Source organism: Saccharopolyspora sp. NPDC003752 (assembly GCF_053605825.1).
In genome coordinates this window covers 40,078-54,770 of sequence record NZ_JBSGJZ010000004.1, presented here as the reverse complement: position 1 = coordinate 54,770, position 14,693 = coordinate 40,078, and the positions used below count along the sequence as shown (strand labels likewise).

Genomic DNA, 14,693 nt, shown 5'->3' with positions numbered 1-14,693 from the left:
GAAAATCTTGTTGGCGGGCAACGACATCAGCCCGGGAGGGCCGACGCGCGCCAAGCGTGCGGGCCGGGGCGCAGCGGCCGGCGGCCCGCCGGGTGGCGCAGCGCGGCGGACCGGTCGCCCCACAGCGACATCGGCCGCTGCTGCGGCTCGGCCGCGGCGTTCGCGGCGGCCAGGCCGCTCAGCGCCGCGGTCAGCGCGGCGATCTCGGCGTCGTCGGGATTGCCGCGCACGATGCGCAGCACCGGACGCTCCTCCGGCGTCGCGTCCTGGCTCATCTGGCACCTCCTCGCGGGTGGGACGACGTCACAGCGGGATGTTGCCGTGCTTCTTCGCTGGCAGGCTGGCGCGCTTGTCGCGCAGCATCCGCAGCGACCGCGCCACGTACCCGCGGGTGTAGGACGGCGGGATCACCGAGTCGACGTAGCCGCGTTCGGCGGCCACGTACGGGTTGCAGAGGGTGTCCTCGTACTCCTGCTGCAGCTGCGCCCGCGTGGCCTCGACGTCCTCGCCGTTCTCGGCCGCTTCGGCGAGCTGCCGCCGGTAGAGGATGTTCACCGCGCCCTGCGCGCCCATGACCGCGATCTGCGCGGTCGGCCACGCCAGGTTGACGTCCGCGCCCAGGTGCTTGGAGCCCATCACGTCGTAGGCGCCGCCGTAGGCCTTGCGGGTGATCACGGTGACCAGCGGGACGGTGGCCTCGGCGTAGGCGTACAGCAGCTTCGCGCCGCGCCGGATGATGCCGTTCCACTCCTGGTCGGTGCCCGGCAGGAAGCCCGGCACGTCCACGAAGGTCAGCACCGGGATGTTGAAGGCGTCGCAGGTGCGGACGAACCGCGCGGCCTTCTCGCTGGCGTCGATGTCGAGGGTGCCGGCGAACTGGGTGGGCTGGTTGGCGACCACGCCCACCGGGTGGCCCTCGATGCGCCCGTAGCCGGTGATGATGTTCGGCGCGAACAGCGCCCCGACCTCCAGGAACTCCTCGTCGTCGACGACGCGGGAGATGACCTCGAGCATGTCGTAGGGCTGGTTCGGCGAGTCCGGGACCAGCGCGTCCAGCTCGCGGTCGGCGTCGGTGATCGATTCGGCGATCGAGCCGGCTCCGGTGTCGGGACCGTCGAACACCGGCGCCTCGGCCAGGTTGTTGCTGGGCAGGTACGACAGCAGCTCCTTGACGTAGGCGATGGCGTCCGCCTCGTCGGTGGCCAGGTAGTGCGCGTTGCCGGAGCGCGAGTTGTGGGTGCGCGCGCCACCGAGCTCCTCGAAGGTCACGTCCTCGCCGGTGACCGTCTTGATGACATCGGGGCCGGTGATGAACATGTGCGAGGTCTGGTCGACCATCACCGTGAAGTCGGTGATCGCCGGCGAGTACACCGCGCCGCCCGCGCACGGGCCCATGATCAGCGAGATCTGCGGGATCACGCCGGAGGCGTGGGTGTTGCGCTTGAAGATCTCGGCGTACAGGCCGAGCGCCGCCACACCCTCCTGGATGCGCGCGCCGCCGGAGTCGTTGATGCCGATCAGCGGGCAGCCGGTCTTCAGCGCCAGGTCCATGACCTTGACGATCTTCTCGCCGAACACCTCGCCCAGCGACCCGCCGAAGACGGTGAAGTCCTGGGAGAACACGCACACCTTGCGGCCGTCGACGGTGCCGTAACCGGTCACCACGCCGTCACCGTAGGGGCGGTTCGCGTCCATGCCGAAGTTCGTGGAGCGGTGCCGCGCGTGCTCGTCGAGCTCCACGAACGAACCCGGGTCCAGCAGCATGTCGATGCGCTCGCGGGCGGTGTTCTTGCCCTTCGCGTGCTGCTTGGCCACCGCGCGCGCCGAGCCGGCGTGCACCGCCTCGTCATTCCGCCGGTACAGATCCGCCAGCTTGCCGGCGGTCGTGTGGATGTCCGGCACGTCCACCGGCGGCTGACCGACCGGCTCCGTCGCGCTGCTCATGCAACCAACCTGTCCTCGTTACCTGCTCGGCTCCAGTGTCTGCCGCCCGCCCGCGACGTTCCAGGTCCGGAACCCGGCGACGCGCCTCGGCGCGTGGCAGCCGGTTCGTCACCCCAAGGCCGGGCGCGGCGTGCGTGCTGGCAGACCTGGTCAACGCGGAGCCTAATCCGGCGCGACGGCCGAAGTCAATTTCGAAGTGAGCTGCCCCTAGTTCACCCAGGCCAGGAAATCGAGCCTTCTCCTGCGGGGATGATGCTTAAGTGAATGTATAGTAGTAGTCATCCGTGACTGGTCACACGGTCTCGACGGGCGTGTCCAGCATCAGCGCCGAGCCGATCCGCGACAGCGCGTCGACGTCGCGCACCGAGCCGGTGCGCACCATGTCGTTGGCAACCGTCAACGCCGCCTGCACCAGGATCCGGGCGCGCACCGGGTCTACCCCCGGCCGCGCCTCGCACAGCAGCCCGACCCACTCGGCCACGTAGGCGTGCTGGGTCTGCCGCGCCCGGTGCCGTTCCGCGTCCGGCAGGTGGTTGACCTCGCTGACCAGGATGTCGATGAACCGTCCGTGGTCGAAGGCGAAGCCGATGTAGGAGCTCAGCAGCTCGCGCAGCGCGTCGTCGGCGGCCGGCGTGCTGGCCAGGGTCCGTTCGAGCTCGACCTCCAACCACGCGTTGCCGCGGGTGATCACGGCGCCGAGCAGCTCCTGCTTGCTGGCGAAGTAGTTGTACAGGCTGGGCCCGGCGATCCCGGCCGCCGCGCCGACGTCCTCGGTGGTCACCTCGGTGTAGCCGGCGTCGGAGAACAGCCGCATCGCCGCGGCCAGCAGCAGCCGCCGCCGGGAGGCGCGCCCGGCGAACAGCGCGGCCCGCTGGTCGGCGTCGGGCTCGTGGTGGTCGGCGAACCGCTGCGGCGGCTGCGTCCCGATGACGACCACCATGGCCCGCAGCAGCTGCTCGAACTGGCGCCGCGGCAGGTCCACCTGGTGGTAGGACGGGCTGGTCAGGACGCTGAACATGCACCAGGCGCGGAACCGGGCGTCCTCGCCGGTCAGCTCGGGCCGGAAGGCGCGCGCCACCTCGGCGAGCCCGGTGGCGACACCGCGCAGCTCCTCGCGCAGCACATCGCGCTGCCCGGCGGGCAGGTGCCGGGCTTCGCGCTGCCAGAGCACGCCGAGCTGGCGGTGGTCCAGCGCGGCGGCGGCGAGCTGCGCGACCACGTCGTCCAGGTCCCGGTCGGCCACCTGCGCGGCGATCGCGTTGAACGGCTGGAGCTCGTCGAGGACGACCCGGGTCAGCAGCTGCTGCTTGCCCGCGAAGTGCCGGTACAGCGCCGACGAGCCGACCCCGACCGCCTCGGCGATGTCGCTCATCCCGACCCGCGCGTAGCCGAGCCGGTAGAACAGGTCCGCGGCGGCGGCGGTGATCAACGCCCGGCGGTTGCGCGGCCGCGTGTTGCGGGCAGGTGGATTGGTCACCTCAGCCATCGCCGCCTCCCCTGCTCGCCCGGCACAGCGAGCATACTTGCGCGCCGTGCCGGACGACGCTGCCGAGGACTCTCCACATGAGATCGTCGGCAGCGCTGGGGTTCTACGCGCTCACCCCGCGCCAGGTGGCGGTGACCAACCAACCGGAGGTCTTCGCCACGACGGAGCCACCTCGCTCCAGGGTCCGCAGCGCGGCGGTGGCCTCCTCACGCGCCCGGCCGACGGACGCGTCGTCGGCACCGGACAGCCAGAACCGCGTCGGGCCCCAGCCGAAGATGAACTCGGCGGCATCGGCCGCGTTCTCGCCCAGCACCATCTCGGACTCGGCTTCCCGGAGGAGGACGTCCGCGAAGCCGGCGCCGGTCAGGATCTCGCGGATGCGCCCGGGATCGGTGAACGTGGCCGGGCCGGGCGCGGTGTCCTCGGCCGGATCGGGCAGGGCGACGTGCGCGCCGATCGCCGCCCACACGGCGCCGAAGTCGGCGTCGGAGGCGTCCCGGCCGCACCCGAAGACCAGCCGCCCGGACGGCTTCAGCGCCGCGCCGATGTTGGCGAACGCGGCCACCGGATCGGCGAAGTACATGATCCCGCCGCGGCTGATGGCCACGTCGAACCGGGCGGCCGGGAAGTCGTGGACCTGCGCGTCGCCCTGCTCGAACGCCACGTTGCCGATGCCTTCGGCCGCGGCCATGCGCCGGGCTCGTTCGAGCATCGGCCCGGACAGGTCGACGCCGAGGGCGTGCCCGTCGGCCGCCTTGCGCGCGGCGATCCGGGTCGTCTGCCCGTTGCCGCACCCGATGTCGAGCACGTGGTGGTCGCTCTCGATGCTCGCGGCCTCGAACAGCTGGACATCGTTGCGGCCGCCGCGCCCGCCGACCATCGCTTCGTACCGCTCCTGGTTCTCCGCCCAGTGCGTGCCTTCGTAGCCGTTCCAGGCTTCCGCCTGATGAGTGTTGACGATCTTCATGCGGCCAACCCTGGCCCGACGCGCTCACAACTCCCTCGCAGAACGCACACACCACCCGTGGTCCGCAATTTCCATTGAAATCGAACCTTCGATTTCAATGGAAATTGCGGGCCAGATCACCAGCACCAGCGGGTTCGGGCGGCGAGCTGCTCGGGCGTGGCGTCCGCGCATCGCTTCGCTTCCGCTCGGCGAACCGTGAGCATCGCGTCGTGCAGTTCCTTGCCCAGGGCTTCGCCCAGCACGTCGGAGGACTCCAATGCATCAGCCGCCTCGGCCGCGTTCGTCGGCAGGCGGTGGATTCCCGCCGCCGCGCGCTCGTCGACGGTCAGCGCCGCCGGGTCGCCGGTGATCTCCGCGGGCAGCCGCAGCTCCTCGCGCACGCCCGCGAGGCCCGCCGCCAGCACCGCGCCCACCGCCAGGTACGGGTTCGCGGTGGCGTCGAAGCACTTCACCTCCGCGTTGGCGGCCCACCGCTCGGTGCCGATCGTGCCGGTGATCAGCCGCATCGCGGCCTCCCGCGCCTCCCGGCCCCACACCTGCCACACCCCGGCCCACCGGGACGGCTCCAGCCGCAGGAAGCTCGCCGGGTTGCCGCCACCGATCGCTTGCAGCGCGGGAAGTTCTCGCAACACACCGGCCAGGAACGCCTCGCCGACGGGCTGCAAGCCGTAGCGTCCCGAGCCGCCCGCGAAGAGGTTGCCGTCCGAGTCGTGCACGGACAGGTGCAGGTGCCCACCTGAGCCCGCGCCGCCGGGCGCGAGGCAGGGCGCGAAGCTGGCCCGCCAGCCGTGGCGGCGCGAGACCGCGCGCACGGTGTGCCGCACCAGCAGGGCATCGTCGGCCGCGCCGAGCGGATCCTTCGCGGCCACCGACAGTTCGACCTGCCCGAGCGCGTACTCGGGGTGGAACTGCTGCACTTCGAGCCCCTGCTCGCGCAGCGCGGAGACGAGTCCGAGCGCGTAGTCCGCCGTCGCCTCCAGCCGCACCTGGCCGTAGGCGGGGCCGGTGAACGCCGGGACGAACTCGTCTGTGCCGGGCTCCCCCAACGCCCATTCGTGTTCGAAGGCGGCGAGGACGGTCAGCCCGGCGTCGGCGGCGGCCTGCGCCTGGCGCGCGGCGAACGCGCGCTGGCAGGCGGCGAACCGCTGCCCGTCCTGGCCGAACTTGTCGGCGGGCGCCCACGCCCAGCCCGGCAACGCCGCCAGGCGCACCAACCGCCCGAGGTCGGGCACCAGCCGCAGATCGCCGTCCGGCCCGCCGAGGTAGCGGCCCGGCACCATCACATCGTCGAAGGTGAACGTCTCGAAGCACGGCGAGGCCCCGACGCCGAACCGGGCCGCGGCCGACAACCGTTCCAGCGGAACCGATTTCACCCGCACGATCCCAGCGTTGTCCACAAAGGACATCTCAACCAGCTCGACGCCCTCGTCGCGCAGCCGCGCGATGACATCCGCCGAACCGGCCGGCTCGTCCCGGGGAATCCGCTCGCTCATACCTGCCACGTTATCCAGCGGCGCAAGCGGAAGCGCACCACCGGCAGCACGCCCCGGCGCCGGATCTTGTGCAAAGTTGCCGCTTGATCATCTAGCGTGACGGCGGGGTGCTGGGGGCACCCGGAAGGCGCGATGAGTTTCGGCCGTCCGGCGAGTCATCACTTTCGAGGCCACCGATGCACGACCGGAGAGGGAAACCGATGGAAGCGAACAGCACGCACCCGTTGCCCCACATCGTCGACCGGGCTTCCTGGCAGGCGGAGCTCGACGGGTTGCGGGCCCGGGAGAAGGCGCACACCCGAGAGGGCGATGCGATCGCGGCCGCCCGGCGGCGGCTGCCGATGACCGAGGTGGACGCGCAGGTCCCGCTGGTCGGAGCGCAGGGCGAGGTGCCCCTGGTCGACGTGTTCGAGGGACGCCGGCAACTGATCGCCTACCTGCACATGTGGCACGACGGCAAGCCCGCCGCCGAGCAGTGCGAGGGCTGCACGTTCTTCACCGGGCACGCGCGCGAGCTGTCCTACCTGCACAGCCGCGACGTCACCTACGCGACGTTCTGCCAGGGCCCGTACGACGAGAGCGCCCGGTACCGGGACTTCATGGGCTGGGAGATGCCCTGGTACTCGGCCCGCGACTCGGGAGACGCGCTGCTCGCCAGGCGCGGCTTCGGCGGCTACCTCTGCTACCTGCGCGACGGCGACCGGGTGTTCGAGACTTACTGGACGACCAACCGCGGCGCCGAGGCCGGCGCCACCAGCTACCACCTGCTCGATCTCACGACCTACGGCAGGCAGGAGACCTGGGAGGACTCGCCGGAGGGCTGGCCGCAGCCCTACGCGACCGCCGGCGAGCAGTTCCGGACCGACGGTCGGCCCACGGCGCAGTGGTCCCGGCTCGCCGCGGGCCGGTCCGACGACATCTCCGGCTAGTTCCGGTTCTGGGACAGGAGTTGTTCGAAGGGGACCGGTTCTTCGAACGCGTCGGCGCGGGCGGGCGCCGGCCGGTGGTCGACGAGGGCCGCGAACTCGCCCGCCGCGCGGTCGACGCGGTCGGCCAGCGCCGCTCCGTCGCCCGCCGAACCCCAGTCCTCCGACGCCGCGTACACCGCGGTCGGCACCACCACCGCCCGCAGGTAGCTGAACATCGGGCGCATCGCGTGTTCCAGCGCCAGCGAGTGGCGCGGCGATCCGCCGGTGGCACCGATCAGCACCGGCTTGCCGACCAGCGAATCGGTCTCCACCACGTCGAAGAACGACTTGAACAGCCCGCTGTAGGACGCCTGGAAGATCGGCGTCACCGCGATCAGGCCATCGGCGGCGGCCACCTGGTCGAGCACCTTCCGCAGCTCCGCGCCGGGAAAGCCGGTGACCAGGTTGTTCGCCACCTCCTTGGCGTGGTCGCGCAGCTCGACGACCTCGATGTCCGGCGGCTGCGCCAACGCGCGGCCGGTCGCCGCGGCGAGCTGGTCGGCCAGCAGCCGGGTCGACGACGGCTGGCTCAGGCCCGCCGAGATCACGACCAGGTTCCGCTCGCTCACTTCGCCACCTCCGCCTTCTTCGCTTCCTTCGCGGCCAGCAGCGACGCGTGCGTCGGGGAGTCCGGCACGTGCGCGGGCCGCTTCGACTCGAATTCCTTGCGCAGCACCGGGACGACCTCCTCGCCGAGCAGGTCGAGCTGCTCCAGGACGGTCTTCAGCGGCAGCCCGGCGTGGTCCATCAGGAACAGCTGGCGCTGGTAGTCGCCGACGTACTCGCGGAAGCCCAGCGTCCGGTCGATGACCTCCTGCGGGCTGCCGACCGTCAGCGGCGTCTGCTCGGTGAACTCCTCCAGCGACGGCCCGCCGCCGTACACCGGCGCGTGGTCGAAGTACGGCCGGAACTCGCGGACCGCGTCCTGGGAGTTCTTGCGCATGAACACCTGGCCGCCGAGGCCGACGATCGCCTGGTCCGCCGCGCCGTGCCCGTAGTGCTCGAACCGGCGGCGGTACAGGTCGACCATCCGCCGGGTGTGCTCCTTGGGCCAGAAGATGTGGTTGTGGAAGAAGCCGTCACCGTAGTAGGCGGCCTGCTCGGCGATCTCCGGGCTGCGGATGGAGCCGTGCCAGACGAACGGCGGGACGCCGTCCAGCGGCCGCGGGGTCGAGGTGAACGACTGCAGCGGCGTGCGGAACTTGCCCTCCCAGTCGACCACGTCCTCCCGCCACAACCGGCGCAGCAGGTCGTAGTTCTCGATGGCCAGCGGGATGCCCTGGCGGATGTCCTGGCCGAACCACGGGTACACCGGGCCGGTGTTGCCGCGGCCCATCATCAGGTCGACTCGACCGTCGGCGAGGTGCTGCAGCATCGCGAAGTCCTCGGCGATCTTCACCGGGTCGTTCGTAGTGATCAGCGTGGTCGAGGTGGACAGGACCAGCCGCTCGGTCCGGGCCGCGACGTAGCCGAGCATGGTCGTCGGCGAGGACGGCACGAAGGGCGGGTTGTGGTGCTCGCCGGTGGCGAAGACGTCGAGTCCGACCTCCTCCGCCTTGAGCGCGATCCGCACCATGGCCTTGATCCGCTCGGCCTCGGAGGGCGTGCGGCCGTTGGTCGGGTCGGTGGTGACGTCACCGACCGTGAAGATCCCGAACTGCATGTGAACTCCCTCGCTGGCCAGATCCCGATCATTTAGTACGAGATTCAACTATTTCCACGAACGATTCTGCCCTGCGAGTTGTTCCCGCCGAAGACCCGGCCGCCCCGACGGGACGCACATCACAGGCGGCCCGACACACCCCCGCATGTCGGAACGCAGGGGCCCGGGCCCAGTCGTGGGTGCTGCTAGAACTGACTTGTCTTTGTCTTTGAAGCGGCGCAGCCGCTTAGCCCACCTACGCAACTCGCACCGCCGCGGGTTCTCAGGCGTCTTCTCGCGAGGACAGCCCCGACGTGGTGAATTGGCATTCATGAGGTCGGGGATCCCACAGCGAGAAGGCGCCTGAGGTTCCGCCACCCGCACCGCTACGCAAAACGAGTCGGAGACAGGATCTAAGATGCGCGCCGTGGCTTCCCCCGGTCTTGAGGTGTCCGACGCCCGGCAGGTCCTGCAGCGCGTGTTCGGTTACGACTCCTTCCGCGGTTCCCAGCAGGAGATCGTCGACCACGTGATCGGCGGCGGCGATGCGCTGGTGCTGATGCCCACCGGCGGCGGCAAGTCGCTCTGCTACCAGATCCCGTCGCTGGTGCGGCCCGGCGTGGGCGTCGTCATCTCGCCGCTGATCGCCCTGATGCAGGACCAGGTGGACGCGCTCAACGAGCTCGGCGTGCGGGCGGGCTTCCTCAACTCGACGCAGAACTACGAGCAGCGCCGCCAGACCGAGGCCGCGTTCGCCTCCGGCGAGCTCGACCTGCTCTACCTGGCGCCGGAGCGGCTGCGGCTGGATTCGACGCTGGACCTGCTCGGCCGCGGCGAGGTCTCGGTGTTCGCCATCGACGAGGCGCACTGCGTGGCGCAGTGGGGCCACGACTTCCGCCCCGACTACCTGGCGCTTTCGGTGCTGCACGAGCGCTGGCCCGCGGTGCCGCGCATCGCGCTGACCGCCACCGCCACCCAGGCGACCCGCCGCGAGATCGCGACCCGGCTGGAGCTGACCGAGGCCCGGCACTTCGTCGCCGACTTCGATCGCCCGAACATCCAGTACCGGATCGCGCCGAAGAACGATCCGCGGAAGCAGCTGCTGCAGCTGCTGCGCACCGAGCACGCCGGGGACGCGGGCATCGTGTACCGGCTCTCCCGCGCCGAGGTGGAGCGGACCGCGGAGTTCCTGGTGGCCAACGGGATCGACGCGCTGCCCTACCACGCCGGCCTGGACAAGGAGGTCCGCGCCGCGCACCAGTCCCGGTTCCTGCGCGAGGACGGCCTGGTCATGGTCGCCACCATCGCCTTCGGCATGGGCATCGACAAGCCCGACGTGCGCTTCGTCGCGCACCTCGACCTGCCGAAGTCGGTAGAGGGCTACTACCAGGAGACCGGCCGCGCGGGCCGCGACGGGCAGCCGTCGACGGCCTGGATGGCCTACGGCCTGCAGGACGTGGTGCAGCAGCGCAAGCTGATCGAGCTCTCCGAGGGCGACGACGCGCACCGCCGGACGCTGTCCCGGCACCTGGACGCGATGCTGGCGCTGTGCGAGACCGTCGAGTGCCGCCGCACGCAGCTGCTCGCCTACTTCGGCCAGGACGCCGCGATGGCCTGCCAGAACTGCGACACGTGCCTGGCGCCGCCGGAATCGTGGGACGGCACGGTCGCCGCGCAGAAACTGCTGTCGACCGTGGTGCGGCTGGACCGCGAGCGCAACCAGAAGTTCGGCGCGGGCCAGGTCATCGACATCCTGCGCGGCAAGAAGACCGCGAAGGTCGAGCAGTTCCGGCACGACTCGCTGAGCGTGTTCGGCGTCGGCGCCGACCTGAGCGACAACGAGTGGCGCGGCGTGATCCGCCAGCTGCTGGCCCAGCGCCTGCTCTCCGTGGAGGGCGACTACGGCACGCTGGTGCTCACCGAGTCCAGCGGCGAGGTCCTGCGCCGCGAGGACCCGCGGCAGGTGCTGCTGCGCACCGAGCCCAAGCGCGCCGCCGCGTCGACCGCCAAGTCCAAGACGGCCAAGCAGGCCGCGCAGGACATGCCGCCGGAGGCGGAGCCGGTCTTCCAGCGACTGCGGGCCTGGCGCGCGGCCACCGCCCGCGAGGAGAACAAGGCGCCGTTCATCATCTTCCACGACTCGACGCTCCGCCAGATCGCGGCGGCCCAACCGTCCACTCTGGACGAGCTGGCGGGGATCAGCGGGGTCGGCGAGCAGAAGCTCGCCAAGTACGGCCAGGCCGTCCTCGACGCCCTGGCCGACGAGTGACCTCAGGATGTTCTTTCAGAATGCGGCGTCAGCCGCGTGCGGTGAAGGACTCAGCCCGCACCGCTACGCAAAACCCATCCTGAAGTCACTTCCCAGGAGGCGAGCTGTTCCAGGACTAGGACCTGGGCTTCGCCCACAACGAAGCCCAGGGCCGCTCCGGTGGCGATGAGGATCCACTCCTCCTCGCGGAAGGCGGGGCGCAGGAGTTCTTCGAACTCCTCGGCGTCGAGCTCCTTCATCTTGGCGACCAGGGTGTTGCGGATGTCCATCGCGTCGGCCGCGTAGTCCTCCACGTAGCCCATCGTCTCCGGGAGCTTGGTCATCAGCAGTTCGGAGATCCGCTGCTTCAGTTCCTGGTAGCGCCGGCCGCCGAAGGCGAGCACGACCAGCGGTTTGGCGATGCTCGTGCGGCGGCTCAGCTCCTCGTCCACCTTGCGCTGCACCAGGGCCAGCACCTTGTCGGCCATCGGGCCGCGCAGCACCGCCTCGATGACGTTGCGCGGCGTGATGATCTCGGCGGCGATGAGCTCGCAGTAGGCCTCGGCCACCTCGCCCCGGCGCTTGAGGAACAGCCCCTGCCACTCGAACAGCCCGAAGTACCGCTTCGGCAGCCGCGGGTGGAAGATCATCTTCAGCGCGAGCCAGTCCGTGAACCAGCCGGTGAACAGGCCGAACAGCGGCATCATGATCGGCGCCTTGAACAGCACCCAGGCCGACATCTGCACCACGCCGATCAGCGCCCCGAACACCGCGCCGGAGCGGCGGATGAACCGGAACTCCTTGTGCCCCGCCTCCAGGAAGATCCGGTTGAGCAGCTCCTTGTCCCGGACCAGGCTGGTGACGACCATGTCCTTGAGGTCGAAGACGTTGTCCACATCGGACTTGATCTCGGCCAGCACGTCGGCCGGAACCCGCGCTCGAAGTCCTCGCCGCCCGGCAGCTCGCGGACCAGGCCCAGCCCGGTGCGCGCGACGTCGCGGCCGGCCCGCGCCGCCCAGCCGGCGAGGACACCGAGCACGTCCGGCTTCGGCTCCTCCGTCACTGCCGTCCCGTCCTGGCCCGCTCGCGGAGGACGTTCTTCTGCAGCTTGCCGGTGGACGTCTTGGGGAGGTCGCCGAAGATGATCCGCTTCGGCGCCTTGAAGCGCGCGATGCGGGCGCGGACGAAGTCGATCAGGTCGGCCTCGGCGGCGGTCGCCCCGTCGCGCAGGGTCACGTAGGCGATCGGGACCTCGCCCCACTTCGGGTCCGGGGCGCCGACCACGGCCGCTTCGAGGACGTCCGGGTGCGCGGTGAGCGCGTTCTCCACCTCGATCGACGTGATGTTCTCGCCGCCGGAGATGATCACGTCCTTGATCCGGTCGCGCAGCTCGACGTAGCCGTCCGGATGCCGGACACCGAGGTCACCGCTGCGGAACCAGCCGTCCAGCGTGGCCGCGGCGGTCGCCGCCTCGTCCCGGTAGTAGCCGAGCATGACATCGTTGCCGCGCAGCAGGATCTCGCCGGTCGTCAGCCCGTCGGCGGGCACGTCGCGCCCCTCGGCGTCGACCACCCGCAGCGGCTCGGCGATCACGTTCGCGATGCCCTGCCGCGCGACCAGCCGGGCCCGTTCGTCGCCGGCCGCCTCGTCCCACTCCGGCTGCCACTCGCACACCACCGCCGGGCCGAAGGTCTCGGTCAGGCCGTAGAGGTGCCGGATGTCGATGCCGAGCTCGGTCATCCGCTCCAGCAGCGCGGGCCACGGCGGGGCGCCGCCGGCGAACACCCGCACCGGCCGGGGTGCCGGGCGCGCGGCCTCGGGATGGTCGGCCAGCATCGCCAGCACGGTCGGCGCGGCGCAGAAGTGCGTGACGCCGTCGGCCCGGATCGCGCGCCAGATCCCGGCGGGGTCGGCCTTGCGCAGGCAGTGGTGCACGCCCCCGGCCGCCGTCACCGCCCACGGGAAGCACCAGCCGTTGGTGTGGAACATCGGCAGCGTCCACAGGTAGCGCGAGGAAGTGTCGAGCCGCGCGTGGTAGGCCATCGCCAGCGCCTGCAGGTAGGCGCCGCGGTGGTGGTACATCACGCCCTTCGGGCGCCCGGTCGTCCCGCTGGTGTAGTTGATCGACAGCAGCGACCGCTCGTCGGCGACCTCGACCCGGTGCGGCTCGGCGGCGTCGCGGAGCTCGTCGTACCGGCCGGAGTCGATCACCGGGAGGCCCGCGCCGGACTCGTCGAGCACCCGCCGGTACTCGGAGTCCACAATGGCCAGCCTCGCGCCGCTGTGCTCCAGGATGTAGCCGATCTCGGACGCGGCCAGGCGGGTGTTCAGCGCGACCAGCACCGCACCGGCCAGCGGCACCCCGTAATGCGCCTCCAGCAGCACGTGCGTGTTGGGTGACAGGACCGCGACGCGGTCGCCCGGCCGAACTCCTTGCGCGGCAAGCATTCCCGCGAGCCGCTGGGCCCGGTCCCAGAACTGCGCGTAGGTGTAGCGCTGCGTTCCGTCGACGACCGCCGGGCGATCGGCGAACACCGCCGCCGCGCGCTCCAAAAAGGACACCGGCGACAGTTCCCGAAACGCGATACCGCTCACCACGCGCCCCTCCCGCCCGGCTCCCGGAACACTTGGCACCGGGCCATGATCCCGGCGCTGGGTGACCGGAGCATAACCACATCGCCCCGGCAAAAGCGAGAGTCCGCGCACCTCACCCGGCCGGGCGGGCACCCGGCGGGCTCAGAAGGCGAAGCCGCCGGGCTTGCCGTTGCGGTCGGCCAGCAGGCCCGCGAGGGTCGCGATGGCGATCTCCGGCGGCGTGCGGGAGCCGATGTTCAGCCCGATCGGCCGGTGCACCCGCTCGATCTCGGCATCCGGGACGCCGAGCTCCCGGAGCGCGGCCACGTGCGGCCCGGGGTGGCGCGGGTTGCCCATGACGCCCACCCAGCGGACGTCGTGCTTGAGCACGTCGCGCAGCAGCGGGCCGAGTTCCGGGCGGTGGTGGTCGGTCACCACGACGTCCGCCTCCGGGCCCAGCACCGGCACCGCCGGGACCGCATCGGCCCCGGCCCGCTCGGCGTCCGGTTCGACCAGGATCGTCCGGAAACCGAGGTCCCGGCCGTAGCGCAGCAGCAATTCCGCCACCGGCGAGGCGAACACCGCCACCAGCACGCGGCCACCGGACGACGCCGACGGGACTTCACCGTGCGCCACCGCGCACGCAGCATCCTCGGTCATCAGCCCAGTGTGCCAGCCGCGCCCGGCCGGGACCACACCCCCAGTCAGTCCAATGTGGACTTCAGAGGCGGGTGGCGGTGGCCAGCCAGGCGGCCAGGTCGACGAGCGCGCCGTCCTCGACGCCGAGCGCCTCGGCCTGCTCGCCCCGCGCGACGCCCCGGTAGCGGCTCAGCCGGACCTCCTCCAGCCGCCAGCCCTCGCCCGCGAATGCCTCGCGGATCGCCGACTCGGGAATGCGCGGGCCGAAGCCGGGCTCGATGTCGGCCAGCGCCAAGACGTGCACGGTAGCGCCAGGCCGGCACACGCCGTGCAAGCTGTGCACGTACTTCGCCCGGTCCTCCGGACCGAACACGTGGAACAGCGCGCTGTCCACGACGGTGTCGTACGGCCCGCCGGTCAGCTGCAGCGCATCGGCGACGTCGAAGCGGGCGGCGACGTGCTGCGCGGCGGCGTTGGCCCGGGCGTGCTCGATCGCCGGGCGCGAGAAGTCCACGCCGCGGACGTCGTAACCCAGCTTGGTGAGCAGGATCGTGTGCTCCCCAGCGCCGCAGCCGGGATCGAGCACCGCGCCCCGGATGCCACCGGCCTGCTCCAGCCCGACGATGGCCGGCTGCGGCTCACCGATCACCCACGGAGCGCTGTTCTCCTCGTAGGCGGAGTCGAACACCGTGCGTTCCACCGAAGTCCCCATTCCACACCCCTTCGAAGCCG

General features: G+C 71.1%; 12 protein-coding genes and 1 pseudogene. 2 read left to right on the top strand and 11 right to left on the bottom strand.

Features of this window, described 5'->3' with window-relative positions:
* Positions 1–26: 26 nt before the first annotated feature.
* The 5 genes from ACWEV3_RS07210 to ACWEV3_RS07190 form a co-directional block, all read right to left on the bottom strand.
* Positions 27–275 carry an acyl-CoA carboxylase subunit epsilon gene (locus ACWEV3_RS07210; protein WP_358582816.1) on the bottom strand — a complete coding sequence of 83 codons (249 nt, stop codon included), beginning with the start codon at positions 273–275 and terminating at the stop codon, positions 27–29.
* A gap of 28 nt (positions 276–303) precedes the next feature.
* Complete coding sequence (locus ACWEV3_RS07205) at positions 304–1,944, bottom strand: acyl-CoA carboxylase subunit beta (protein ID WP_452613023.1); 1,641 nt, start codon at positions 1,942–1,944, stop codon at positions 304–306.
* A 292-nt stretch (positions 1,945–2,236) separates the two neighbouring features.
* A complete protein-coding gene (locus ACWEV3_RS07200; protein WP_452613022.1) occupies positions 2,237–3,430 on the bottom strand; it encodes a TetR/AcrR family transcriptional regulator in 1,194 nt (397 codons plus the stop codon).
* A gap of 103 nt (positions 3,431–3,533) precedes the next feature.
* Entirely contained in the window at positions 3,534–4,397 is an 864-nt protein-coding gene (locus tag ACWEV3_RS07195) for a class I SAM-dependent methyltransferase (protein WP_452613021.1), read from the bottom strand.
* A gap of 116 nt (positions 4,398–4,513) precedes the next feature.
* Positions 4,514–5,890, bottom strand: a complete 1,377-nt coding sequence (locus ACWEV3_RS07190; protein WP_452613020.1) for a glutamine synthetase — start codon at positions 5,888–5,890, stop codon at positions 4,514–4,516.
* Positions 5,891–6,090: 200 nt separating this feature from the next.
* On the opposite strand from ACWEV3_RS07190, the gene ACWEV3_RS07185 reads away from it, so the two are divergent.
* Positions 6,091–6,819 (top strand): DUF899 family protein, encoded by a 729-nt coding sequence (locus ACWEV3_RS07185; RefSeq protein ID WP_452613019.1) that lies wholly within the window; start codon positions 6,091–6,093, stop codon positions 6,817–6,819.
* Here the strand turns inward: ACWEV3_RS07185 and ACWEV3_RS07180 are convergent.
* Positions 6,816–7,427 (bottom strand): FMN reductase, encoded by a 612-nt coding sequence (locus ACWEV3_RS07180; RefSeq protein WP_452613018.1) that lies wholly within the window; start codon positions 7,425–7,427, stop codon positions 6,816–6,818. The two genes, ACWEV3_RS07185 and ACWEV3_RS07180, sit on opposite strands and share 4 nt — an antisense overlap.
* Positions 7,424–8,521 (bottom strand): LLM class flavin-dependent oxidoreductase, encoded by a 1,098-nt coding sequence (locus ACWEV3_RS07175; RefSeq protein ID WP_452613017.1) that lies wholly within the window; start codon positions 8,519–8,521, stop codon positions 7,424–7,426. Before ACWEV3_RS07175 ends, ACWEV3_RS07180 begins: the two co-directional genes overlap by 4 nt.
* Positions 8,522–8,918: 397 nt before the next feature.
* Here ACWEV3_RS07175 and recQ point away from each other — a divergent pair, with 397 nt between their 5' ends.
* Positions 8,919–10,769 (top strand): DNA helicase RecQ, encoded by a 1,851-nt coding sequence (gene recQ / locus ACWEV3_RS07170; RefSeq protein WP_452613016.1) that lies wholly within the window; start codon positions 8,919–8,921, stop codon positions 10,767–10,769.
* A gap of 50 nt (positions 10,770–10,819) precedes the next feature.
* Here the strand turns inward: recQ and ACWEV3_RS07165 are convergent.
* From ACWEV3_RS07165 to ACWEV3_RS07150, 4 genes and pseudogenes are all read right to left on the bottom strand, one after another.
* Positions 10,820–11,683 (bottom strand): annotated as a pseudogene (locus ACWEV3_RS07165) (DUF445 domain-containing protein); the annotation flags it as partial.
* 124 nt (positions 11,684–11,807) lie between these two features.
* The gene (locus ACWEV3_RS07160) at positions 11,808–13,343 is read right to left on the bottom strand and encodes an acyl--CoA ligase family protein (RefSeq protein WP_452613015.1); all 1,536 of its coding nucleotides are present in this window, start codon (positions 13,341–13,343) and stop codon (positions 11,808–11,810) included.
* Between the two features lie 141 nt (positions 13,344–13,484).
* The gene (locus tag ACWEV3_RS07155) at positions 13,485–13,982 is read right to left on the bottom strand and encodes an XdhC family protein (RefSeq protein WP_452613014.1); all 498 of its coding nucleotides are present in this window, start codon (positions 13,980–13,982) and stop codon (positions 13,485–13,487) included.
* 61 nt (positions 13,983–14,043) lie between these two features.
* Positions 14,044–14,673, bottom strand: coding sequence for a class I SAM-dependent methyltransferase (locus ACWEV3_RS07150; RefSeq protein WP_452613013.1), 630 nt, complete (start codon positions 14,671–14,673; stop codon positions 14,044–14,046).
* Positions 14,674–14,693 lie beyond the last annotated feature (20 nt).